Here is a 23613-nt window from a genome sequence, read left to right as displayed (position 1 = left end):
AAGGCAGGCCAGGAAGGCCGCCAATCATACGCGCATAGGGATATGCATCATGAATAGAGATCAACAGAAGGCCGTAGGCCTGGTGGAGTTGCTGTTTGTGGTCGCTCTACTGGGCATTTTGCTTAGCCTGGCCATTCCCGCTTTCGCTCGCTTCCAAGAAAACAAGCGCCACGAATCGACTCGCGACCTTCTTGCCAGCCATATTCAGAAAACTCGTACGAACGCCATAACTCAAGGTCGCCCCCACAAGCTATGCGGTTCGAGCGATGGCGCAATCTGTGACGGCGACTGGAGCAGCTATTGGCTTATCACAACGGCAGGCGATGAGCCGACGATATTGAGCCAACAGGCAGCCCCGACTGGGAATATCTGCAGGATAGGTTTCGGCAGCGACAGTGTCAGCTTTCATCCCAATGGAACCAGCTGGGTTAGCAACGGCACGATTTTCATATGCAACAGCAATGGGCCTCACCAACTGTTGACACTCAACCGCCAAGGGCGACTGAAACTTGGCACCAGTCACACTTCTCAATGCTGCTAGACCAGTCATCCGCACTTCAAGGCCGATCATCTACAGCCTGAAGACAGCTATCAGGGAAGCCGTCAGGATTTGCATGTCTTCCTGTATTTAGACTGGACAACCATGCCAAGACTCTCGGATAGCCTGCCATCGGCGTACTCGCATACGCAACGTGGCTTCACCCTGATTGAGCTGATGATCATCATCGCTCTGGTCGGGATAATCGCCGCCATCGCCATTCCGAACTTCACCCAATTCATCAATAAGAGTCGCACGCAGTCGCTGAACAACGAGATGCTGGCACTGGTGCAGTACGCACGCACTACTGCAGTCGAGCAAAAGACCTTCATGAGGGTTTGCAAGGAAAGCGGTCGCTGGACAGTGAAAAAAACCTGTACCGATGCAGCTGAAGTACAGCGAAGACTGGATATTCCGCCTGGCAGCACGGTGAATCCAGTGGTCACTTCCGTCACTGAAATACTGTTCAGGTACAACGGAACCAGTACCGATACGACTTTGCTTACCTGCCAAGGTACTGACTACGCCAACGGTTTTACCATCGACGTCAAAGCCAGCGGCAGCGTCCGAAGTTGGCCAAGAGGCATGACTAGTTCCACTACCAGCATGACAGCCTGTCAGTAGTACCGAGGAAAGGTGATGAAAAACGTGCAAAAGGGATTCAGCCTGATCGAAGTACTCGTAGCTTTGCTGCTAACCACCGTCGGGGTGCTCGGCATGGTCGCCCTACAAGGCCGCAGCGTGCAGTACTCGCAAGATTCCGTGCAGCGCAATGTGGCAGTAGATTTAGCTAATGAACTGGTTGAAATCATCCGCGCCAACCCCGGCGAGACCTTTAGCAACGCCGCGCCGCAGTTCCCGATGAACAATGGGCTCAAGTCCAGTTCGATCTTCTATAAAGCCAAAGCGTCGGATTTCTCCAGCCCAGCCGATTGTGTCGCCAGCGCTACCGTAGTGCCCAAGACCGCCGCCGAACAACGTGACTGCTGGGCCAGTAAGGCAAAGGCGCTGCTGCCGGGCGGCTCGACCGTTTTCGTCAGCGACTCGTATATCTGCCGCAGCAGCAGCGCCGGCAACTGTAATGGCCAAGGCTCCATGATCGAAATCCGCCTTGCCTGGCAAGTTCGAGAAGGTACTTGCCTAGATGCGGCTGACACCACCAACTCTTCGACCATCTGTACCTATACCGTGCGAGTGCAACCATGAATCACATGAAGCGCCAAAGCGGTCTTTCGATGATCGAACTGCTGATCGCGCTGGCGATCAGCAGCTTTCTGATTCTGGGTATCACTCAGGTATACATCGATAACCAGCGGCATTACCTGTTCCAGCAGAGTCAAAGCGGCAATCTCGACAGCGGCCGATTTGCAGCGCTGTTGCTCGATCAATATCTGGGCAAGGCCGGCTATCGCCGAACTCCCTCAAGCCTTCTGGAAATGTCTTTCCCGGAGCGCGCAGCATCAGATGGCTGCATGGCCTTTAGCGCAGGTGCGTCAGTTACCAATTTGGCTACAACTGAAGGAGTAGGCTTCTGCCTGCGATACCAGCCCCAGGTAAGCGGCGACCTCGACTGCCAAGGCGTGGCAAGCAGCACCACATTCACACAAGCCTTCCCTTCGAATCTGACCTCAAACGACTTGATCATTCTTGCCTTCAAATATGAGCCAGGGGCTTCGAACGCACTTCAGAACGGCAGGCTTCTGTGCAAAAGCCTGAACGCAACTACCCCTCAATTCACCGAACAGCTCACAGGCATCGCTGATATGCGCGTCGATTTTGGTGTCGGCAGCAGTGACGTACTTTCCAAGGAAGTGACGTCTTACTTACCGCAAAAAGACTGGACGGCCAGCTCGGGGGCGATCCGTAGTGTGCGCTACTCCCTGCTGATGGCAAGTGCAGCTGGGCAGCGGGATAGCGACGACTCCAAGGTGCTCACCGATTGGCTCGCCGTGGCACCAGCCGCAACCAAAACGCGCCTGCAAGCAGGCGACAACAAACGTATTTACCAGGTCGTCGGAAGCACTCAAACCGTCAGGAATCTAATGCCATGACCCATCTATCTGATCGCCACTCACAAAACGGCGCTGTCCTGGTCGTCGCCCTGGTCATGTTGCTGGTACTGACACTGATGGCCGTAGGCAGCATGCGAGGCACCACGTTGGAAAGCCGCATCACGGCAAACCGCGCCCACGACACGCAACAGCAAAGTGCAGCTGATGCAGCGCTGCGTGAGGCAGAATTTCGCTACTACGGCCCGGCAAACCTAATCGATAAACTTGAAGGTAACGCAGCCAATTGCACCACAGCCAATACAATCAAGAGCAACGGCCTGAATAAACCGTGCTTGCTCGCAATCAACGATGGAAATTTGCTCAACTTCGTTGACAAACCTTGGTTGATCACATCAGCTTTTTTCAAAAGCGAGTCCACGAATAGCTTAGTGTGGATGCCTTATAGGGGTACGGATGCGGCAAACCAAACGACCGCTGGAAATAGAGAAACCGCCAACAATCAGACCACCCTTTGGAACAGCACTCGGGCGGTAACCGTCAGTAACAACGCGGTCAATGCAGAGTATGGGATGGTTGCCCAAGGCCAAGGCACCTACTACTACCTGAACAATTCCAAAGCTGACGATCAGGTCTATCTGCAGTCAACGCATGCCAATATATATATGGGCCTGAACAATTGAGATCCAGCATAATGAAAAGCAATCAGTACACCAAACTATTCTTTTACGGTGCGTTTAGTGCAACGCTACTGCACGGAGCCAATAGTTATGCTGCTGTCTCGCAAAGCCCATTAAGCCTTACAATTGGCGTTCCTCCCAACATGCTTCTGACGCTTGATGACTCAGGCAGCATGCGGTTTGGGTTTGCACCCGATGCTATTAGTGCAACATCAGCCACTCGACGCGCCAAATCCAGCGCATTCAACCCGCTCTACTACAACCCAACCGCAAAATACAAATCCCCCACGATTTTCAAAACAGATGGAACAGAGCAAGCACTAACAACAAGCTTCACCAAAGCTTGGCACAATGGATTCAACACCGGTATCAACTCGATCGATCTAAGTAAAGCCGAATACCGTGCAGCTTGGGACGTACCTATTACAGCTCCGCCCAGCAACTACAGCTACAATAACTCCACAAACTATTCAGGCACCGGGGTAGTTAGCCGACTAAGTCAGAACCCTGACTCAGACTTTGAACTAACTTTCAACATGAACCGCGATGGCACCGAGATAAGAACGATCAGTGATAGTGGCATTACATTCACAGTTATTAGAACCACTGACCGTCGAAGCACAACGTGTAGCGCAACAGCCAGCCACACATCATTTGCATCGCCGATTACAGCAAGCTGCAGCGTAAATGGTGCAGCAACCACGGTAACCGCGAGCCTGACGAAACAGCCGGTACCCGCATATTATTATATTTATGACACATCACTCGCCACCAACTGCAACTTATCAGTAGATGCCTGCTATAAACTGCGTTTTGTCGATCCTAACGAACAGCAAAATTTTGCTAATTGGTATTCTTTCTATCGAAACCGCGCATTGGCGACCATTTCAGCTGCTGCGCTAGCGTTTTATGATGTTTCCCCGGCGGTCCGCCTAAGCTGGCAAGGACTGAACCGCTGTACAACATTCAACGGATCAGATGCTGATTGCGGCAATAACGCTTTCAAAGCCTACAGCCCGACTCACAAAGGCCAGCTTTACAACTGGCTCCGCACAATGACATTCGACAATGGCACCCCATTGCCGGTAGCTATGCGAAGGGCTGGCGACTTTTACCAAACCGCTACCGCTTGGCAAGCGTTTCCCAATGCCGCGGGTAATACTACTCAGAACACCTATGCCTGCCGAGCCAGCTACCACATCATGATGACGGATGGCGTCTGGAATACCGCGGCATCGGCGCCTAGTGATTTCAAGGATGATGCGAGGACCTTCGAGCTCCCTGATGGTACAGCTTTTTCGCGAAGAGCCCCCTACTACGACAGCACTTCAAATACCTTGGCTGACTTGGCGATGCATTACTGGGCAACTGATCTTAATCCTAACCTGACTAATAAGCTGGCTGCCTATACCCCCTTCAAGAGTGGAAATAGCACGACTGATTATTGGGACCCGCGCAACGACCCCGCCACATGGCAGCATATGACCAATTTCACGATGGGCCTTGGTCTTACTCAGTCGCTTAATCAAAGCAATATTCCATGGGCAGGAAGTACGTTTGCCGGTACCGGATATAGCGCCCTGGCCGCAGGTACGGCGAATTGGCCCGCCGCCGGCCCCAATGCCACTAATGAAAACGTCTACGATCTTTGGCATGCGGCAATTAACTCCCGGGGTGAGTTCTTTAGCGTGGACAGCCCCGAAGATATGGTCCAAGCCTTTGCCGATATACTTTCACGCATCGCCGACCGCAAGTCCACAGCTGCACGCCCAGCGATTAACTCAGGGCAGATTAGTGTCGATGAAAATAATAACGGCACAGTTAAAACAGTGTCGTATCAGACATCCTATGCCAGTGATGACAACTGGTCTGGTGATGTAAAGCGCTTCGAAAAAGGCTGGAACGCTCAAACCAGCACAATCGAGACCATGGAAGTTTGGAGCGCCAAAGCCAATGTCCCCGGCATCCGCAACATTAAAATTGCGGGAGCAGGAAACTTGGGGCTCGTGGACTTTAACGCTGAAAATGCAGCTCTTACTAGCTACTCAGGTACTACGCTGCTCAACTATCTGAATAGAAATCCAGAAAGCGCTAACGTCGCCGACACTAAAGCTCCGGAACGTATCAATTACCTACGAGGTGATCGGACTGGTGAAGGCTCCACTTTCAGACGTCGAAGCGGGGTGCTGGGCGACTTCTACTCCTCCACACCTGCTGTGGTATTAAATACGCCACGTTATCTGGAGCAGTTTACCAATCGACTAGAAGGCAACCAAAAATATACTGAGTTCAAGAACGCCATTGCCAATCGTCCCTCCCGCGTATATGTGGGCGGCAATGACGGCATGCTGCATGGTTTTGATGCACAAACGGGGATCGAGAGGTTCGCATTCATTCCTTCTGCAGTTTTCCCTAAACTCAACAAACTGACTGGCTCCAACTACAGCCACGAATTTTATGTCGATGGTTCCCCCACTGTTGCCGACGTTTACACTGGTACCGAATGGCGCACAATTCTGGTTGGCACGTTAAAGGCTGGTGGAAAATCTATTTTTGCACTTGACATCACTACGCCGGGAGAAGAAAAGCTACTGTGGCAATTTGATGAGAACAGCATTACGGATGCTGAGAGAGTAAAGATGGGCTACAGTTTCTCGCAGCCTACGATTGCACGACTGCATACAGGAAAATGGGCAGTCGTATTCGGCAATGGTTATGAAAGCGCTAATAATACCAATGGCAAAGCTGCCTTGTTCATTGTTGATGCGATGCAAGGGACCTTACTCAAAAGCCTGGAGGTACAGGGTGCCAGCGGCGTTGCAAATGGGCTCTCAACACCGAAGCTTGGCGATTTCAACGGAGACGGCACAGCTGACTACGCCTACGCGGGGGATTTGCAAGGCAATATGTGGCGCTTTGATCTCCTGCGTACAACACGTGATGCCGATGCTCCGTTCAAAGTCACGAACGATGTGCCTGTCAGTCAGTTCAGGGTAGGCTTCGGTGGTAACCCGCTATTTAAAGCTACTGCAGACAATGAGGGTACAAAACGTCAGCCCATCACCTCAGCCCCAAGCCTCATCACGCATCCAACAGGTCGCGGATACTTGGTGGTATTTGGTACCGGACGTTTCTTTGATACCGCCGATAAGGAAGGCGATAAAAGCATGTCCCAGAGCGTCTATGGAATTTGGGACAAACAAACGCTGGGAGAGATTGCTAATAATCCCAATATTTCGCGATCAACACTACAAGCTCAGAGTATTATGAATAGCACCACAGTTTCAGCTGATGGACGGACGGCACAAGGCCGCGTCATCAGCAACAATGCTATTCGCTGGCAAGATACGACTAACTCGTCAGGCTCCACGCTGCCAGCTCAAAATGGTTGGTACCTGAACCTCGTACAAAATGATGGCGAGATGGTAGTGGAAAACATGTCCCAGTTGGGGCGAACAATATTCTTCCAATCCTTGGTTCCAAATACCGACCCTTGCGGCGACGGTGCAAGTAACTGGACTTACGCACTTAACCCCTTTACAGGCGGCCGAACGAATCAGAAAGCGTTTGACTATGCGCCAACATCTGACGTCGGCACGAAAATCATCTCTGCCGTTCGTCAGGACGGTGAGGGCGGCGGAACTCTTTCTCAGAATCCAGATAGCAGCTACCAGTACTGCACCGGCCAATCCTGCATCAGTATTTATCCAGACCCAACTAGCATTGGCCGCCAGGCATGGCGTCGCACGGAGGAAAAGGAATGAATAAGTTCACAAGCAACGCAAGGCTCTCCGCTCGCACCTACAGACAAACCGGCTTCACATTGATCGAGATGATGGTCGTCGTAGCCATCATCGGCATACTGGCCGCCATCGCCTACCCGAGTTACACGGAATATGTAAAACGCGGTAATCGCACAGAGGGTCAGGCGTTACTAAGTGATGCGGCCGCTCGCCAGGAGCGCTATTTCAATCAGAACAATGCCTATGTGACGGCAGCGGCCGACATAGGAAAGCTGGGAATGAATCTTTCGAGTAACAAGTCAGCTACTGGGAAATATATCTTTTCCGTAGGTAAGGTTGCTGGTGACGGCGGTTATACCCTGACAGCCACCCAGCAGTTTAGCGATACAAAATGCGGCAATCTCACGCTTACCGCGAATGGCGTTAAAGGGGCTACTGCATCAGGCGCCAGTGCGAGTGATTGCTGGCGCTAGTTCAATAATCTGCAACTAAAAACCGCGCTAGGCGCGGTTTTTTTTGCCTACGATTTGACAGGCAAGTCCTCTCGAAGGCCTATGTGGCACTTGTATTTGAAACACGCGAACGAAACCGTGATGCGTACCGCCACCCAGACGACGAGAGGTAGCCGAATTGGGCAGAACTATCTGCTCTACGCACGACCGTATACACAAGGAGCATGAGCGAGGGAGAGCCGGCGAGATGAAGCGATTCACAACCATCTTCAATGTCAAAACGCTGCGCTACGCCGTGTTGAGCGTTGCATTATCGAGCACCACGAGCAGCTTGGCAGCCGTTTCGCAGAGCCCGCTGAGCCTTACAGTGGGCGTGCCCCCCAATATGCTGCTGACACTCGATGATTCAGGAAGCATGCGCTGGGGGTTTGCGCCAGACGGACTAAGCAGCGAATCCGCAACTCGACGGGCCAAATCCAGCGCTTACAATCCGATCTACTACAATCCAAATGCCACTTATGCCGCTCCGGTGGTCTTCGATACATCGGGCAATGAGCAGCAGCTGGCGACCACTTTCACTCAGGCTTGGCACAACGGATTCAAAACCTCAGTAGGCTCGGCAAACTTGAGCGGTGCTGGCTATAGAGTGGCCTGGGACGTCCCCTTAACCACCATTCCAGGAAGTACCAGCTACAACTACGGAGACGTCAGCAACTATGCCCAACCGACTGGCACGGTTTCACGGCTGGCTGATAACCCCAGCGCCGACTTCTCCGCCACGGTAAGCCTCAGTACACTCATTGCTACCCAAGCAAACTCGCCCGGCGGCATCCAATTCACCATCACTCCGGTCCTCATTGGAGTGCTCGGCTGTACAGCGGTCGCCAGCTACCCAGGCATTTTTTCAGGCCTCACCGCGGACTGCAGCAGGACGGCCAGCGGTTACACCGCTTCGCTGGTCAGGCGACCAGTACCGGCTTACTACTACATCTACGATCCAAGCAGAGCCGGCAATTGCACAACGGGCAACGACAATTGCTATACCTTGCGTTTCGTCGGTAGCAACGAACAGGCTAATTTTGCGAATTGGTATTCCTTCTACCGCAATCGCGCACTATCGACCATTTCCGCTGCAGCGCTGGCCTTCTATAACCTCTCACCCTCCGTCAGGTTGAGTTGGCAGGGATTGGGACGCTGCACCACTTTCGATGGCAGTGATACTACCTATTGCCGCAACAACGCGTTCAAGGCCTATACGCCCGCTCACAAAGGTCAGCTCTACGCATGGCTACAGAATATTGCGTTCGACCAGAGCACCTATCTGCCTGCGGCGATGAAGCGTGCTGGTGAGTTTTATAGAACGACCGTTCCATGGCAGGTATTTCCCAACGCGACCGGAACCAATACCACCCAGAACACCTACGCGTGCCGCGCCAGTTACCACATCATGATGACCGATGGGCAGTGGAACGAGGCGGCAAGCGCGCCAAGCAATTTCCGTCATGACGCGGCGTCCTTCACGCTCCCGGATGGCAGGGCGTTCACGCAACGCGCGCCTTATTACGACAGTACGCCCAATACGCTAGCGGATCTGGCCATGCACTATTGGGCTACTGACCTGAACCCTAACCTAAGCAACAGTTTGCCCGCTTACCTGCCATTCAAAAGTGGCGATACGACAGCAGACTACTGGAACCCGCGCAACGACCCGGCGACCTGGCAGCACATGACCAATTTCACCATGGGGCTTGGGCTGACGCAGTCTCTAACCCAGAGCAACATCCCATGGGGCGGCAGCACCTTTGCGGGAAGCGGCTACGCGGCGCTTGAGGCCGGCGCCGCATGGCCTGCGGCGGCAGCCAATGCCACCGATGCGAATGTCTACGACCTGTGGCACGCCGCAATCAATTCCCGGGGAGAATTCTTTAGCGTCGACAGCCCAGAGGCCATGGTGCAAGCCTTCGCGGATATCCTCTCGCGCATCGCGGATCGAAAATCCAGTGCCGCCCGCCCTGCGATCAACTCTGGCCAGATAAGCTCCGACGAGAGTACGACTCAAACGGTTTCCTATCAGACCTCGTATGCCAGTGACGACAATTGGTCCGGGGACGTAAAGCGCTTCGAAAAACGCTGGAATGCTCAAACCAGTACCATTGACACCGTGGAGGTTTGGAGCGCCAAGACCAAGGTCCCGGCTTGGTCGCAACGGCGAATAAAGATCGCCGCCCCAACGACTGCCAGTAACAACGGACTTCAGGATCTCACCTCTGCCAACGCGCTTCTCAGCCAATACGCTGGAACCACGCTGCTTGCCTATCTGACCAGAAACCCGGAAACCGGCCTTGTGGATAATCTGGCCGCTTCACGAGTGGACTATCTGCGTGGCAGTCGGACGGGTGAAGGCACCACGTTCCGTCGCCGTAGCGGGCTACTCGGCGACTTCTACTCATCCAGCCCCGCCGTTGTGTCGGGGGCGCGATACCTCGAACAGTTTTCCAATCGTCTGGAAGGCAATACGGCTTACACCACCTTCAAAACTGCCATCGCCAATCGCACTCCGCGCATCTATGTTGGTGGCAACGCCGGCATGCTGCACGGCTTCAATGCGCTTACGGGGGTCGAAGAATTCGCCTTCATTCCATCCGCTGTGTTTCCCAAACTGCATAAGCTGACAGGCGCCAATTATTCACACGAGTTCTATGTCGACGGTTCGCCTGTTGTTGGCGATGTCTATGACAGTGCTACACGGCAATGGCGAACCATTCTGGTCGGAACGCTCAAAGCGGGCGGCAAATCCATATTCGCGCTTGATGTCACCACACCTGGCAGCGAAAAGCTGTTGTGGCAGTTTGATGAGAACAGCATCGCTACGGCCAACGCCGCAAAAATGGGGTATAGCTATTCACAGCCCACCATCGCTCGCTTGCACAACGGCAAGTGGGCAGTGGTTTTCGGCAATGGCTATGAAAGCGCGGGCAATACCAATGGCAAAGCAGCCCTTTTCATTCTGGATGCGATGCAAGGTACGCTGCTTAGGAGCCTTGAAGTTCAAGGCTCGGCTGGCGTTGCCAATGGGTTATCGACGCCCAAGCTGGCTGACTACAACGCTGACGGTGTAGCCGATTACGCGTACGCGGGCGACCTGCAGGGGAATATGTGGCGCTTCGATCTCCTACGCAGCGGTCGTAGTAACACCACCCCTTTCACCACGGCCGACGATGGCGATTCCGCTGTCAGCGAATTCAAGGTCGGGTTTGGCGGAAGTCCTCTGTTCAGGGCTACTGCAGACAACGCGGGAACTCAACGCCAAGCCATTACATCGGCTCCCAACCTTGTAGCTCACCCAACTGGAACGGGCTACCTGGTGGTGTTCGGAACGGGTCGTTTTTTCGACAGCGATGACAAGGACGGTGACAAGAGTATGCCGCAGTCTGTCTATGGCATCTGGGACAAGCAGACCTTGGGCGAAATAGCTAACAACCCGTCAATCAACCGCAGCAGCTTGCAGCAGCAGACTGTAACGGATTCGGTAACGGCGACTGCCGGCGATGGCACGACTCGCCAGGCTCGCATCATAAGCAATAACACCGTTCGATGGCAGGCAACTACAGGGAGCTCTGCACAACCGGCACAAAACGGTTGGTACCTGAACCTGTCTCAAACCGATGGAGAAATGGTGGTTGAAAACATGTCGCAGCTCGGCCGCACCATTCTTTTCCAGTCATTGACGCCCAATAGCGATCCCTGCGGAGACGGTGCCAGCAGTTGGAGCTACGCCATCAACCCCTTTACCGGAGGTCGAACCTCGCAGCGAGCGTTCGCTTATAGTGCATCGAACTCCTCTCTTGGCACTTCTATCATTTCAGCGGTACGCCAGGACGGTGAAGGTGGCGGCACGCTCTCCCAGAATCCTGATGGTGGCTACCAGTATTGTACTGGTCAGGAGTGCGTCACCGTCTACCCAGACCCCTCAAGCATCGGTCGACAAAGCTGGCGGCGGGTAGATCGACAGGATTGAAACTGAGCACGCAATAAAAAACGCCCCTCGGGGCGTTTTTTATTGCTCGCTTGGCTCAGCGCTTGGCGATGATGTACACCGCATGAATGATGCCCGGGAAATAGCCCAGTAGCGTCAGCAGGATATTCAGCCAAAAGGCGCCAGCGAAGCCGACCTGCAGGAACACTCCCAGCGGCGGGAGGATAATGGCGATCAGAATGCGGATCAGATCCATGATGATAGTCCTATGGTGAGGCCCAAGCGGGCGATACCCCATAATCGACTGACGCTGGCAAGCGGCGGTTCAGGGAAAATCGCCTTGCCAAGCCTCGCATGCAAGTGGACACAGTCAGGAAAGTTTATCGTCGCGCTACGGAGTCTATAGTGAGCAGGCCTGTCTATAACTGCTCCATCCCCGTTCAGGAGAGCTTCCATGAGCAAAACGTACAACGTGGCCGTACTGGTTGGCAGCCTGCGCAAGGCATCGATCAACCGAAAACTGGCGCTGGCACTCGCCGATCTGGCGCCACAGCAGCTGAAACTGAATATCGTCGAGATCGGTGAGCTGCCGCTTTATAACGAAGACATCGACGTCGATCCGGCTCCAGCCGCCTACACCACCTTCCGTAACGCGCTCAAAGCCGCTGACGCCGTGCTGTTCGTGACCCCCGAATATAACCGCACGATCCCAGCGCCGATGAAGAATGCCGTAGACGTCGCCTCGCGGCCTTACGGGCAGAGCGCACTGAGCGGCAAACCGGCCGGCATCGTCAGCGCCTCGCCAGGTGCCATCGGTGGCTTCGGCGCCAATCATCACCTGCGTCAGGCTCTGGTGTTCCTTGACATGCCGGTGCTGCAACAGCCCGAGGCCTACCTGGGCGGCGCCGGTAACTTCTTCGATGAAAGCGGCAAGCTGAGCGACAGCATCAAGCCCTTCCTGCAGAAGTACATCGACACCTTTGCAGCCTGGGTAGAGAAGACGGCGAAGCCATAAGGCTGAGCCCGAGAGCCCGCCCAGCGGGCTCTAGCCGCGGTGCAACCAAACTGTTTTTGCCGCACAAAAAGAAAACCCCGCCGAGGCGGGGTTTTTCAGACTTGAACCTGACATCCTTGATCAATCCGCCATCCTGGCAGCGTCCCACGTATCCTTGTCTGTTCAGTGCGCTTCCTGCGCTAAGTCCGTGAAGTGAAGATTACGCCTGTGCCGCAGGTGGCCATAGTGGCTAAAGGCAGAACCGCGTGTAAGCAATAGCCTACACGCGGCTCACAGACTCAGAACTGCTCGGCGGCCAGCAGATACAGGCTGTCGCTGCCGGCGCCCACCGAGGCGTTCAGCGAGTGGATGCGCGGTAGCAGGCGGGCGAAGTAGAAACGTGCGGTGCCCAGCTTGCCGGAGTAGAAATCATCCTGCCCTTCCTTGCCCTGCGCCGCCTTCGCCATCATCGCCCACATGTAGGCGTAGGCGGTGTAGCCGAACAGGTGCAGGTACTCCACGGAAGCAGCCCCGATCTCATTCGGATTGCCTTGCGCACGTGCGAGCAGTGCTGCCGTCTGGGTTTCCAGAATCTCGACGGCCTCCAGCAGCGGCGCCCTGAACTCCTCGGCCAATGCAGCATCGCTGGCAAAGGCTCGCACTTCGCCGGTGAAATGCCGGCAGAAGGATCCACCATTGCCGACGATCTTGCGGCCGACCAGATCCAGCGCTTGAATGCCGTTGGTGCCTTCGTAGATCTGCGTGATGCGACAGTCGCGCACCAGCTGTTCCTGGCCCCACTCGCGTACGTAGCCGTGACCACCGAACACCTGCTGGCCGTGGATGGTGGTCTCCAATCCCAGGTCGGTAAGGAATGCCTTGGCCACCGGCGTCAGCAGTGCCACCAGCTCTTCGGCGCGCTGGCGGATGGTTTCGTCCTCGCTGTACTTGGCGGTATCGAGTTGCAGGGCTACGTAGCTGGAGAAGGCGCGACCGCCTTCGTTGAAGGCCTTCATGGTCAGCAACATACGGCGCACGTCCGGATGCACGATGATCGGGTCGGCCGCCTTGTCCTTGGCCACCGCACCGGTCGGCGCACGGCTCTGAATGCGCTCGCGGGCATACTCGATGGCGCTCTGGTAGGAACGCTCACCGGTCGACAGCCCCTGGATACCAACGCCCAGGCGCTCATAGTTCATCATGGTGAACATCGCCGCCAGGCCGCGGTTCGGCGCATCGATGATGTAGCCGGTGGCGCCATCGAAGTTCATCACGCAGGTGCTAGACGCCTTGATGCCCATCTTGTGCTCGATTGAGCCGCAGGAAACCGCGTTGCGCTCGCCCAGCGAGCCGTCGGCGTTGACCATGAACTTGGGCACCAGAAACAGCGAGATGCCCTTGGGCCCGGCCGGTGCATCCGGCAGCTTGGCCAGCACCAGGTGGATGATGTTCTCGGTCAGGTCGTGCTCACCGCCGGTGATGAAGATCTTGGTGCCGCTGACCTTGTAGCTGCCGTCAGCTTGCGGCTCAGCCTTGGTGCGGATGATGCCCAGGTCGGTACCGGCGTGGGGCTCGGTCAGGCACATCGAGCCGGCCCAGACGCCAGCGTACATATTGGGTAGGTAGGCCTGCTTGAGTTCTTCACTGGCATGGGCGTTGATCGACAGGCAGGCACCGGCAGTCAGCATCGGGTAGAGACCGAACGACAGGCTGGACGAGTTGACCATCTCTTCGACCTGGGCGGAGATAACCTTGGGCATGCCCATGCCGCCGAACTGCGGGTCACCGCCCACGCCAACCCAGCCGCCCTCGGCGTAGGCCTTGTAGGCCTCGATGAAGCCAGCCGGCGTGCGTACCTCGGTATTGGCCCAGGTGCAGCCCTCCTCGTCACTGGCGCGATTCAACGGCGCGATCATGCCGGCAGTAATCTTGCCTGCCTCCTCGAGAATGGCGTTGGCGGTTTCCTCGTCGACGACCTCGGCCAGGGCAGGCAACTGCGCCCAGAGTTTGGAAACCTGGAAAACTTCGTTGAGCACGAAGCGCATGTCACGCAGGGGAGCTTTATAGTCGGCCATGGGAAATCCTCGGTAGCACGGTCAGAAACCGAGTCTAGCGCAACAACTTTTCAGAGACATAGGGTCGTGTCGTGACCGGTCGACCACCGATCGGTCAGGCCGGATCAGCCTTCACCTTTACCGCGCCGCGGCGGCGCTGCACCTGGCTGCTCACGCAGTTGCGCCCGGCGCTCTTGGCGCCATAAAGCGCCTTGTCGGCCGCCTTGAGCACCTCCTCCACACTGCGGTGCTCGCTGCTAGGCTGGGCCACGCCGATGCTGACCGTCACCGACACCTGGGATGCGCCTGCGCCGGCACGACGTTGGCGCCCTACTCTGTCGTCGACTGGGCGTAGTTGCTGATCACGCAGCTGAATCTGATAACGCTCGACCGCCTGACGTACCGCTTCCAGGTGAGGCAGACATTGCTCGACGTCCTTGCCGGGGAACACCAGGGTGAATTCCTCGCCGCCGTAACGATATACCTTACCGCCACCACCGACCTTGCGCAGCTGGCTGGCCACCACGCGCAGCACCTGGTCGCCGGTATCATGGCCGTGTGTATCGTTGAATCGCTTGAAGTGATCCACATCGGCCATGGCGATCACGTAATTGCGCCCCAGGCGCTGCAGGCGCTCGTTCAACGCTCGGCGACCGGGCAATCCGGTCAGTTCGTCACGAAAGGCCATCTGGTAGGCCTCATGAGCCACGCCGACGACGATCATCAGCATCACCACACTGGACATTACCTGCAGTGCATGGGGCTGGATGAAGGTCTTGGGCAGCATCCAGAACAGGGCCAGGGCCCCGATCAGTTGCACGGCGTGTACAGGCCGGGGCTTGCGTAGGTACTGAACCAGCAAAGCGATGATCACCAACAGGAACACTGGATAGGCCAGTTGCACCAGGTTCATCCACCCAGCGTGCAGCGACGGCCAGCGAATCACCGAAAGCCATTGTTCCAACTCGTGGGGATAACGCCGTGCCAACGCCGCAGCCACGCCGCCGACCGCTAGCAATACGGCCACGCGCGCAACCAGATCCTGAATCAGATGGGTACGTTCGCGCCACATGGCGAACAGACCGTAAAGCGCCGGCAACAGCAGGCTGCAGAGGTGGAAAACTAGAGCGGCGTCCTCGCGCACCCGGCCGAATTCACGGTAGTAATCGGCCTGTTCGTCGAGCAGGTAGTAGCCCAGATAGAGCACCAGCAACATGAATAGCTCACGCTGGCGGCCGTAAACCACGCAGAAGGTGCCACCTAGCAGCAGCAGCGAGGTGGGCAGCACGTTGAACAGCGAGGTGAAGAAGTCGGTCAGGGTCGGCAGTGTCGCGGCCAGCAAGCCGCCCCCAAGCAGCAGCAAGGCCGGCACGAAATGCCACAGGCGCAACGCGACTAAACGCGGCAAGGCGGGCTCCGCAATGGCCAAAGGAGGAAGCTGGCATTCTGCCTGTAATTAGCCGGCAACGCACGCCGGCACTCATAAGATCCTGTCCCATAAAAAACCGCGGCACTCAGGCCGCGGTTCATTTATCGCTGACGGATCAGTAGCTCAGCGCGAAATCTTCTTCGCTCATGTCCATCAGGTTACTGGCACCGGAAAGCATGGCCGCTACGTGAGTGCGGGTGCGTGGCAGAATGCGCGCGTAGTAGAACTGCGCAGTCTGCAGTTTGGCCTTGTAGAAGGCCTGGTCACCCTCGCCGGAGGCGATCTTCTCGGCCGCCACACGCGCCATGTCGGCCCAGAAGTAGGCCAGGCAGGCGTAGCCGGAGTACATCAGGTAATCGACCGAAGCGGCACCGACTTCCTCACGATCCTTCATGGCAGCCATGCCGATCTTCATGGTGACTTCGCCCCACTCCTTGTTGAGCTTGGCCAGCGGCTCGACGAATGCCTTGAGCGCATCAACGCCTTCATTGGCCTGACAGAACTTGTGGACGATCTTGGTGAAGCCTTTCAGCGCTTCGCCCTGGGTCATCAGCACTTTACGGCCCAGCAGGTCGAGGGCCTGAACGCCGGTGGTGCCTTCGTACATCATCGAGATGCGGCAGTCGCGCAGGTTCTGCTCCATGCCCCACTCGCTGATGAAGCCATGGCCGCCATAGATCTGCATACCGTGGGACGCCGACTCGAAGCCGACTTCGGTCATGAACGCCTTGGCGATCGGGGTCAGGAAGGCCAGCAGGCCGTCGGCCGCTTTCTTCTGCTCCTCGTCCTGAGCGTACTTGACGATGTCCACTTGCTTGGCAGTGAAGTAGACCATCGCACGGTTGCCTTCGGCGAACGCCTTCATGGTCAACAGCATGCGGCGCACGTCCGGGTGCACGATGATAGGGTCGGCGGCCTTGTCCGGCGCTTTTGGGCCAGTCAGCGAACGCATCTGCAGGCGTTCACGGGCGTACTTGATGGCGCCCTGGAAGCCCAGCTCGGCGTGGGCCAGACCTTGCAGCGCGGTACCCAGGCGAGCGGTGTTCATGAAGGTGAACATGCAGTTCAGACCTTTGTTCGGCGGGCCGATCAGGAAACCGGTGGCCGAATCGAAGTTCATCACGCAGGTGGCATTACCGTGGATACCCATCTTGTGTTCGATGGATCCACAGCTCACGCCGTTGCGCTCACCCACGCCGCCTTCGGCATTGGGCAGGAACTTGGGCACGATGAACAGGGAGATCCCCTTGGTGCCAGCCGGCGCATCGGGCAGGCGGGCCAGGACGATATGGACGATGTTGTCGGCCATGTCGTGCTCGCCAGCGGAGATGAAAATCTTGGTGCCGGAGATGCTGTAGGAGCCATCAGCCTTTGGCTCGGCCTTGGTGCGCAGCATGCCCAGATCAGTGCCGCAGTGCGGCTCGGTCAGGCACATGGTACCGGTCCACTCGCCGGACACCAGCTTGGTCAGGTAGGTGTGCTGCTGCTCTTCAGTGCCGTGGGCAGAGATGGTATTCATCGCACCGTGGGACAGGCCTGGGTACATGCCCCAAGACCAGTTGGCGGTACCAACCATTTCGCTGACCGCCAGCCCCAGGGACTCAGGCAAGCCCTGACCACCGTGCTCGACATCGTGAGCCAGGCTCGGCCAGCCGCCTTCGACGAACTGCTTGTAGGCTTCCTTGAAACCGGTCGGCGTCTTCACGCCGGACTCGCTCCAGGTGCAACCTTCGGTATCGCCCACGCGGTTCAGTGGAGAGAGCACCTGCTCGCAGAACTTGGCGCCTTCTTCGAGAATCGCGTCGACCATGTCTGGCGTGGCGTCCTGGCAGCCAGGCAGGCTCTGGTAATGCGCGTCATAGCCGAGCAGCTCGTCACGTACGAAACGGATATCGCGCAAGGGGGCCTTGTAATCAGGCATAGCGGGTACCTCTGCGGGTGGGCTCTTATGTTGGGAATGACCGATGGGCGGTCGTTTGCAGAATAGCCATGGGGAGAGCGTCGACGACACCCTCAAACACATGTTTGAAACATACGTTTACGCCCAATAGCTGTCAAGGCTGCTTATAGGCGTTCAGGCGCGAAGATCCACCAGCCCTGAAGGCCGCTGCTCATCCGTGGACGCGGCATAAAGACTGATGCCAGCTGGCACTGGCGGGCTCGCGACACTGTCGGCCGTGACTGACGGGTCGTCGCTTTTTTCGGCTTTTTCGTCGGCAGGTGCCTTGCCCTCTCCAGCTTCACCGCGCTGAGTGACCGCCAGCTCGGCACGCGCCGCCGCCAGTTGCGCCTGCGCCTGGCTGGCCACGCTGCGATCCTGACCAGAGGGCTCGGCAGGCGCCAGCGCGGCGCGAATGACGATTTCCATCTTGGTAATGGTGGCCTGGGGATCGTTAGCGACTGCGCCGACATCGATACCCACTTCTCCGCCAGAGGCGTAGCGCTTGCCGTCCGGCCCTTGGGTATAGGTGTAAGTGGGTGAACCGGCATGTACACCGCCAACAGCGGCGTGTGCCTGTTCATGGGCACGCACTTCACGATCACGATTGGCCAGTTCAGCGATGACTAGCTGCAGCTTCTGCTCTTCCTGGGCTGTGCGTGACTCGCCGGGCTTGGCGGGTGTGGATGAATCCTGAGATTTGCCCTGCTCTTCCTGGGAGCTGGCAGCGTTGGCACTATCGGCTTCGTTGCCGGCGGCTACGGGAGAGAAGGAGGCGCGGGCAAGCTCGGGCGAGCTGCTGGACTCAACCGGGCGCGGTGCAGAGGCGGCAGGTGAGTAAGCGGGAAAATAGGCGGAGGAAAAACCGGCAATCTGCATGGCGTGCTCCCTCCTGGAGTCGAGCGCCCGAACGGGCGCTGCGATTTAGGCGGTGACGTCGATCAAGGTGCCCAGCACCTTGTCTGCGGTTTCCACGACGCGAGCACCGGCCTGGGCTTCGTACTGGCCGACGCGCATCTCGACCATGCTTTCGGCGATGTCGGCACGCGCTGCGGAAGGCTCGTTGGCCTGGGCGCGCTCGGCAGTTACCGGGGCGCTGGCGATCTCACCTGCTGCCTGATCGACACGGCGCTGGCCGGACTGGATGGTATTGATACCGGAAGTGAAAGCACTGACGGACGAGATCTGCATGGGACGTCTCCTGCTGCAGGAACCTTATGACGTGCATTTAAGCAGAAGCCGGTTAAAAGATGTACAACCAAAAATGCTGCACGTGACCGGGTTCATAGCATCAATCGCGATAAATCGAGGTGCTGCGCCACCTGTTCAGCGGACACCGACGACAGAAACGGTACCTGTCCGATGCAGGGCGCCGGCAGCCGCTCGGCGAGCGTGGCGAGGTTGTCTTCAAGCCGCGCTGTGTTCGGGTCGACCACATTGGCAACCCAGCCGGCCAGCGGCAGTCCGTCAGCAATAATGGCTTCGGCGCTCAACACCGCATGATTGATACAGCCCAACCGCACGCCCACTACCAAGATCACCGGAAGCGCCAGAACACCTGCGAGATCTGCCAGCGTGGCCATACCGCCCAGCGGTACGCGCCAGCCACCGGCCCCTTCGACGAGGGTGAAGTCCGCACCTTTATCCAGAATCACCTGAACCGCCCCCTGCAAGGTCGACACATCGAGTGACACACCGATATCCCGGGCGGCCAGATGCGGTGCGATGGCGGGCGCGAAAGCCAGCGGGTTCACCTCCTCGTAATGCAGCGGTAGCGTGCATTGCGCGAGCAGCGCCAGTGCGTCGTCGTTACGCAGCCCCTCGGCGGTGAGCTGGCAGCCGGAGGCGACCGGCTTGGCCGCCGCGGTCGACTGCCCGGCGATGCGAGCGGCGAACAGCAGGCCTGCTGCAATGGTGGTCTTGCCGATTTCGGTATCGGTGCCAGTGACGAAATAGGCAGCGCTCATGGTCGGGGCTCCTTTTGCAGTACGCCGTAGATGACCTGATAAGTGCACGGCAAACCCTCGGGCTGACGCTGCCGTTCATAGGCATCGGCCAGGGCCCGCACCCGTGCTCGGCCGGTCAGCCCCACGGGGCGGCCTTCATTGAGATTGTGCGCGCCGAGAGCCTTGAGGCTATGGGTAAGGCTGCGCAGCTCCGGATAATGCAGGCGATGGGCGCGCACCTGTAGCCGTTCCACCCGAAGGCCACTGGCGGCGCACAGCGCCTGATAGTCCTCAAGGCGGCGGAAACGGTTGACGTGCACGAAGCCGTCCACCGCCTGCCAGCTGTCGCGAAGCTCCTGCAGGGTGCCGACACACAGGCTGCTGAACGCCAGCACGCCACCCGGGCGCAGCACCCGCTGCGCTTCACTCAGTACTGCGGCGAAGTCCGCACACCACTGCAGCGCCAGGCTGGAGAAGATCAGGTCACAACAGCTGTCGCGCAGCGGTAGCCGCTCGGCATCGCCGGCCACGAACACCTGGGCACCGCCCAGCAGCCGAGCGTGCTGCAACATGCCCTCGGCGATGTCCACGGCGATGCCCTCGCCTTGCGGATACCAGTCCGCCAGCGCGCGGCTGAAAAAACCGGTGCCACAGCCCATGTCGAGCCAACGCTGTGGCTGCAGGTGCAGCGGCAAGTACCACAGCAGTTGCCGGCCGACGTCGCGCTGCAACTGCGCCACGCTGTCGTAGGTGTCAGCGGCCCTGGAGAAGGATGCCGCCACCTGGCGTTTGTCCGGGCGGGCGCTCATGGCTGCGCCTCCATGAAGCGCGCTATTGCGGCTGACACTTCGCCCACCTGCTCGATCACCAGGGCATGGCTTGCGCCTTCGATCTGACGCACATCGGCGACTGACTGCAGCGCCCGGATGGCGACCGCAGCAGCGGCCGGCACCAGCGCATCGTCAGCGGCGAACAGATGAAGTTGCGGCCCACTGAATTGCTGCAGCGCCTCCCGCGTATCGAGCGCAGCCAGCAGATCCAGGCCTGCCAGGGAATCGCTGCCATCGGCCTGCTCCAGAAGGCGGCGGGACAATCCACGAAAATCCACAGCCCCCTGGCTGCAGAGCATGGCGAAACGCTTGAGCGTCGTGGCGGGGTTGAGCGTGTAGGCCTCGCGAAACGCCTCAAAGGTCGCAGCTGGCATCGCGGCAGGCCACGCCTCGCTGGCTGTAAAGCGCGCGTTGCTGGCCACAGTCAGCAGGCCCGGACAATCCGCGCCACGGCGCGCCGCCAGCAAGGTGGCGAGCATGCCGCCCAAGGACCAGCCGCCCAGCCATACGCCGCGTGGCAGGCGTTCATCCAGAGCATCCAGCCAGCGCTCGCTATCGGCGTGCTCGAACGCCGGCAACGGCTCGATGGCGACCTGAGCCTGATCAGCCAGCGCCGCAGCCAAGGGCTGCAGCGGCGCATTGCCCAGCCCCCAGCCGGGCAGCAGAATAAGCGATGGACGCATCACCTTGGCTCCCCCGGCAGCTGCGCCCAGCACTGGGCCAGGGCGTCGAGCAGTTGATCGACCTGAGCCTGCTCATGGGCCGCGGACAGGGTAACCCGCAGGCGCGCGCTGCCCGCCGGCACGGTAGGCGGGCGAATCGCGGTGACCAGAATGCCGCGCTCACGCAGCGCCTGGGATAAAGCCATGGCGCGGCCGCTGTCACCGACCAGGATCGGCTGAATGGCGGTGTCGCTCTCCATCAGCGTAAGCCCGAGCGTGGCGGCGCCTTGGCGAAAGCGCGCGATCAGCGCTGCCAGGTGCTCGCGGCGCCAGTGTTCGCTGCGCAAGAGCTCCAGGCTCTTGAGGGTCGCGCAGGCCAGCGCCGGCGGCTGGCTGGTGGTGTAAATATACGGCCGGGCGAACTGCACCAGGGTGTCGATCAGTTCATCGCTGCCCGCCACGAAGGCGCCGGCGGTGCCGAACGCCTTGCCGAGAGTACCGACCAGCACCGGCACCTCATCGATACCCAGCCCGAACTGCTCGACCACCCCACCGCCGGTGGCGCCCAACGTACCGAAGCCATGGGCATCGTCGACCATCATCCAGGCGTCATGGCGCCGCGCCTCGACGCACAGCGCCGGCAGATCGGCCACGTCTCCATCCATGCTGAATACGCCGTCGCACACCACCAGGGTATTGCCCTCGGCCTTGGCCAGGCGGCTGGCGAGGCTCTGCGCATCGTTGTGCAGGTAGCGTGAGAAACGTGCGCCGCTGAGCAGGCCGGCGTCCAATAGGGAGGCATGGTTGAGGCGATCCTCGAGCACCGAGTCGCCCTTGCCCACCAGTGCGGTGACCGCGCCCAGGTTGGCCATGTAGCCCGTGGAGAACAGCAGTGCGCGGGGCCGGCCGGTGAAGTCGGCCAGAGCTTCTTCCAGTTCATGGTGCGGCGTGCTGTGGCCGATCACCAGATGCGATGCGCCGCCACCGACGCCCCAGCGCTGGGCGCCGGCGCGCCAGGCTTCGATCACCTGGGGGTGATTGGCCAGGCCAAGGTAATCGTTGGAACAGAAGGCCAGCAATCGGCGGCCATCCACCTCCACTAGCGGTCCCTGAGGGCTGCCCAGCAGGGGGCGCTGACGATACAGATCGGCAGCGCGGCGCTCGGCCAGGCGAGCGGCAAGATCGAAACTCATGGGTTCACCCTAAGGCGCAGAGCGTCCAGCGCTTACCGGCTGTCACGGCTCACCGGCAACGGGCAGGCGCCGTCCTGGCGCCTGCAAGGGATCAAACGGCGGCGTCGTAGAACAGCCGCGAATCACGCTGCTCGACCAGTGCCTGCTCGATGGCGGCCTGGTGCACCTCGTCGGCGTGCTCTTCGCGGGCTTCGGGCTGAATGCCGAGGCGGGCGAACAGCCGCATGTCCTTGTCGGCCTGGGGGTTGGCGGTGGTCAGCAGTTTTTCGCCATAGAAGATCGAGTTGGCACCGGCAAAGAACGCCAGGGCCTGCATCTGCTCGTTCATCGCCTCGCGGCCGGCGGACAGGCGCACGTGGGACTTGGGCATCATGATGCGCGCCACGGCCAGCATGCGGATGAAGTCGAACGGGTCGACGTCTTCCTCATTGGCCAGCGGTGTGCCCTCGACCTTGACCAGCATATTGATCGGCACCGACTCGGGGTGCTCGGGCAGGTTGGCGAGCTGAATCAGCAGGCCGGCGCGGTCGTCCAGCGACTCGCCCATGCCGAGGATGCCGCCCGAACAGATCTTCATGCCGGCGTCGCGCACGTAGGCCAGGGTCTGCAGGCGCTCGCTGTAAGTACGGGTGGTGATGATGCTGCCGTAGAACTCCGGCGAGGTATCCAGATTGTGGTTGTAGTAATCCAGGCCGGCCTCGGCCAGGGCGGCGGTCTGCTCCCTGTCGAGCTTGCCCAGGGTCATGCAGGTTTCGAGACCCAGAGCCTTTACACCCTCGACCATCTTCAGCACGTAAGGCATGTCCTTGGCGGACGGATGCTTCCAGGCAGCGCCCATGCAGAAACGCGTCGAGCCGATGGCCTTGGCCTCGGCCGCCGCTTCCAGCACCTTCTGCACCTCCATTAGCTTCTGCTTGTCCAGGCCGGTGTTGTAGTGGCCGGACTGCGGGCAGTACTTGCAGTCTTCCGGGCAGGCGCCGGTCTTGATCGACAGCAGCGTGGAGACCTGCACGCGGTTGGCATCGAAGTTCGCGCGGTGCAAGGTCTGGGCTTGAAACAGCAGGTCATTGAACGGCTGCTCGAACAGCGCGCGAACCTCGGCGAGGCTCCAATCGTGACGCAGGGAGGTGGCGGTACTGGCGCTCATGGGGGCAAGTCCTTATCTACA

At 58.6% G+C, this 23613-nt stretch carries 20 protein-coding genes; 9 read left to right on the top strand and 11 right to left on the bottom strand.

All coding sequences use genetic code 11. The features are described from left to right. The first annotated feature begins 49 nt into the window (after positions 1-49). From FB481_RS00200 to FB481_RS00165, 8 genes are all read left to right on the top strand, one after another. Complete coding sequence (locus FB481_RS00200) at positions 50-541, top strand: GspH/FimT family pseudopilin (protein ID WP_147174734.1); 492 nt, start codon at positions 50-52, stop codon at positions 539-541. 69 nt (positions 542-610) lie between these two features. Next, the gene (locus FB481_RS23420) at positions 611-1162 is read left to right on the top strand and encodes a GspH/FimT family pseudopilin (protein WP_147174733.1); all 552 of its coding nucleotides are present in this window, start codon (positions 611-613) and stop codon (positions 1160-1162) included. 15 nt (positions 1163-1177) lie between these two features. Then, complete coding sequence (gene pilV, locus FB481_RS00190) at positions 1178-1744, top strand: type IV pilus modification protein PilV (RefSeq protein WP_147174732.1); 567 nt, start codon at positions 1178-1180, stop codon at positions 1742-1744. Beyond that, positions 1741-2589 (top strand): PilW family protein, encoded by an 849-nt coding sequence (locus tag FB481_RS00185; protein ID WP_147174731.1) that lies wholly within the window; start codon positions 1741-1743, stop codon positions 2587-2589. Before pilV ends, FB481_RS00185 begins: the two co-directional genes overlap by 4 nt. Next, entirely contained in the window at positions 2586-3230 is a 645-nt protein-coding gene (locus tag FB481_RS00180) for a PilX N-terminal domain-containing pilus assembly protein (RefSeq protein ID WP_147174730.1), read from the top strand. Before FB481_RS00185 ends, FB481_RS00180 begins: the two co-directional genes overlap by 4 nt. Positions 3231-3241: 11 nt before the next feature. Beyond that, positions 3242-6991, top strand: a complete 3750-nt coding sequence (locus FB481_RS00175; RefSeq protein WP_178109807.1) for a pilus assembly protein — start codon at positions 3242-3244, stop codon at positions 6989-6991. Beyond that, entirely contained in the window at positions 6988-7443 is a 456-nt protein-coding gene (locus FB481_RS00170; protein ID WP_147174729.1) for a type IV pilin protein, read from the top strand. The genes FB481_RS00175 and FB481_RS00170 overlap by 4 nt, the downstream gene beginning before the upstream one ends. Positions 7444-7669: 226 nt before the next feature. Continuing rightward, positions 7670-11440 carry a pilus assembly protein gene (locus tag FB481_RS00165; RefSeq protein WP_147174728.1) on the top strand — a complete coding sequence of 1257 codons (3771 nt, stop codon included), beginning with the start codon at positions 7670-7672 and terminating at the stop codon, positions 11438-11440. 55 nt (positions 11441-11495) lie between these two features. On the opposite strand, the gene FB481_RS00160 is transcribed toward FB481_RS00165, so the two are convergent. Then, positions 11496-11654: a YqaE/Pmp3 family membrane protein gene (locus FB481_RS00160; RefSeq protein ID WP_013792916.1), complete on the bottom strand. Its 159-nt coding sequence runs from the start codon at positions 11652-11654 to the stop codon at positions 11496-11498. Between the two features lie 198 nt (positions 11655-11852). Between FB481_RS00160 and FB481_RS00155 the strand changes: the two genes are divergently transcribed. After that, positions 11853-12413, top strand: coding sequence for an NADPH-dependent FMN reductase (locus FB481_RS00155; protein WP_147174727.1), 561 nt, complete (start codon positions 11853-11855; stop codon positions 12411-12413). 278 nt (positions 12414-12691) lie between these two features. Here FB481_RS00155 and FB481_RS00150 read toward each other — a convergent pair whose 3' ends face one another. The 10 genes from FB481_RS00150 to bioB all read right to left on the bottom strand — a co-directional run bounded on the left by FB481_RS00150 (position 12692) and on the right by bioB (position 23592). After that, positions 12692-14467 (bottom strand): acyl-CoA dehydrogenase C-terminal domain-containing protein, encoded by a 1776-nt coding sequence (locus FB481_RS00150; RefSeq protein ID WP_147174726.1) that lies wholly within the window; start codon positions 14465-14467, stop codon positions 12692-12694. A 94-nt stretch (positions 14468-14561) separates the two neighbouring features. Continuing rightward, positions 14562-15854, bottom strand: a complete 1293-nt coding sequence (locus tag FB481_RS00145; protein ID WP_147174725.1) for a diguanylate cyclase — start codon at positions 15852-15854, stop codon at positions 14562-14564. Positions 15855-15990: 136 nt separating this feature from the next. After that, complete coding sequence (locus tag FB481_RS00140; RefSeq protein WP_147174724.1) at positions 15991-17796, bottom strand: phenylacyl-CoA dehydrogenase; 1806 nt, start codon at positions 17794-17796, stop codon at positions 15991-15993. Positions 17797-17949: 153 nt separating this feature from the next. Beyond that, positions 17950-18693, bottom strand: a complete 744-nt coding sequence (locus FB481_RS00135; RefSeq protein ID WP_093499969.1) for a putative metalloprotease CJM1_0395 family protein — start codon at positions 18691-18693, stop codon at positions 17950-17952. Between the two features lie 45 nt (positions 18694-18738). Beyond that, positions 18739-19005 (bottom strand): hypothetical protein, encoded by a 267-nt coding sequence (locus FB481_RS00130; RefSeq protein WP_093499971.1) that lies wholly within the window; start codon positions 19003-19005, stop codon positions 18739-18741. Positions 19006-19097: 92 nt separating this feature from the next. Further along, complete coding sequence (gene bioD, locus FB481_RS00125) at positions 19098-19781, bottom strand: dethiobiotin synthase (RefSeq protein ID WP_147174723.1); 684 nt, start codon at positions 19779-19781, stop codon at positions 19098-19100. After that, positions 19778-20569 (bottom strand): malonyl-ACP O-methyltransferase BioC, encoded by a 792-nt coding sequence (gene bioC / locus FB481_RS00120; RefSeq protein WP_147174722.1) that lies wholly within the window; start codon positions 20567-20569, stop codon positions 19778-19780. The genes bioD and bioC overlap by 4 nt, the downstream gene beginning before the upstream one ends. Then, positions 20566-21273 carry an alpha/beta fold hydrolase gene (locus FB481_RS00115; RefSeq protein ID WP_147174721.1) on the bottom strand — a complete coding sequence of 236 codons (708 nt, stop codon included), beginning with the start codon at positions 21271-21273 and terminating at the stop codon, positions 20566-20568. Before FB481_RS00115 ends, bioC begins: the two co-directional genes overlap by 4 nt. Beyond that, positions 21273-22445, bottom strand: coding sequence for an 8-amino-7-oxononanoate synthase (gene bioF / locus FB481_RS00110; RefSeq protein WP_093499979.1), 1173 nt, complete (start codon positions 22443-22445; stop codon positions 21273-21275). The genes FB481_RS00115 and bioF overlap by 1 nt, the downstream gene beginning before the upstream one ends. 91 nt (positions 22446-22536) lie before the next feature. Then, the gene (gene bioB / locus FB481_RS00105; RefSeq protein ID WP_093499981.1) at positions 22537-23592 is read right to left on the bottom strand and encodes a biotin synthase BioB; all 1056 of its coding nucleotides are present in this window, start codon (positions 23590-23592) and stop codon (positions 22537-22539) included. Positions 23593-23613 lie beyond the last annotated feature (21 nt).

This window comes from Pseudomonas sp. AG1028 (assembly GCF_007993955.1).
Lineage (GTDB): Bacteria > Pseudomonadota > Gammaproteobacteria > Pseudomonadales > Pseudomonadaceae > Aquipseudomonas > Aquipseudomonas straminea.
The sequence above is the reverse complement of the archived record's forward strand: the minus strand, read 5'-3'. Positions and strand labels throughout refer to the sequence as shown.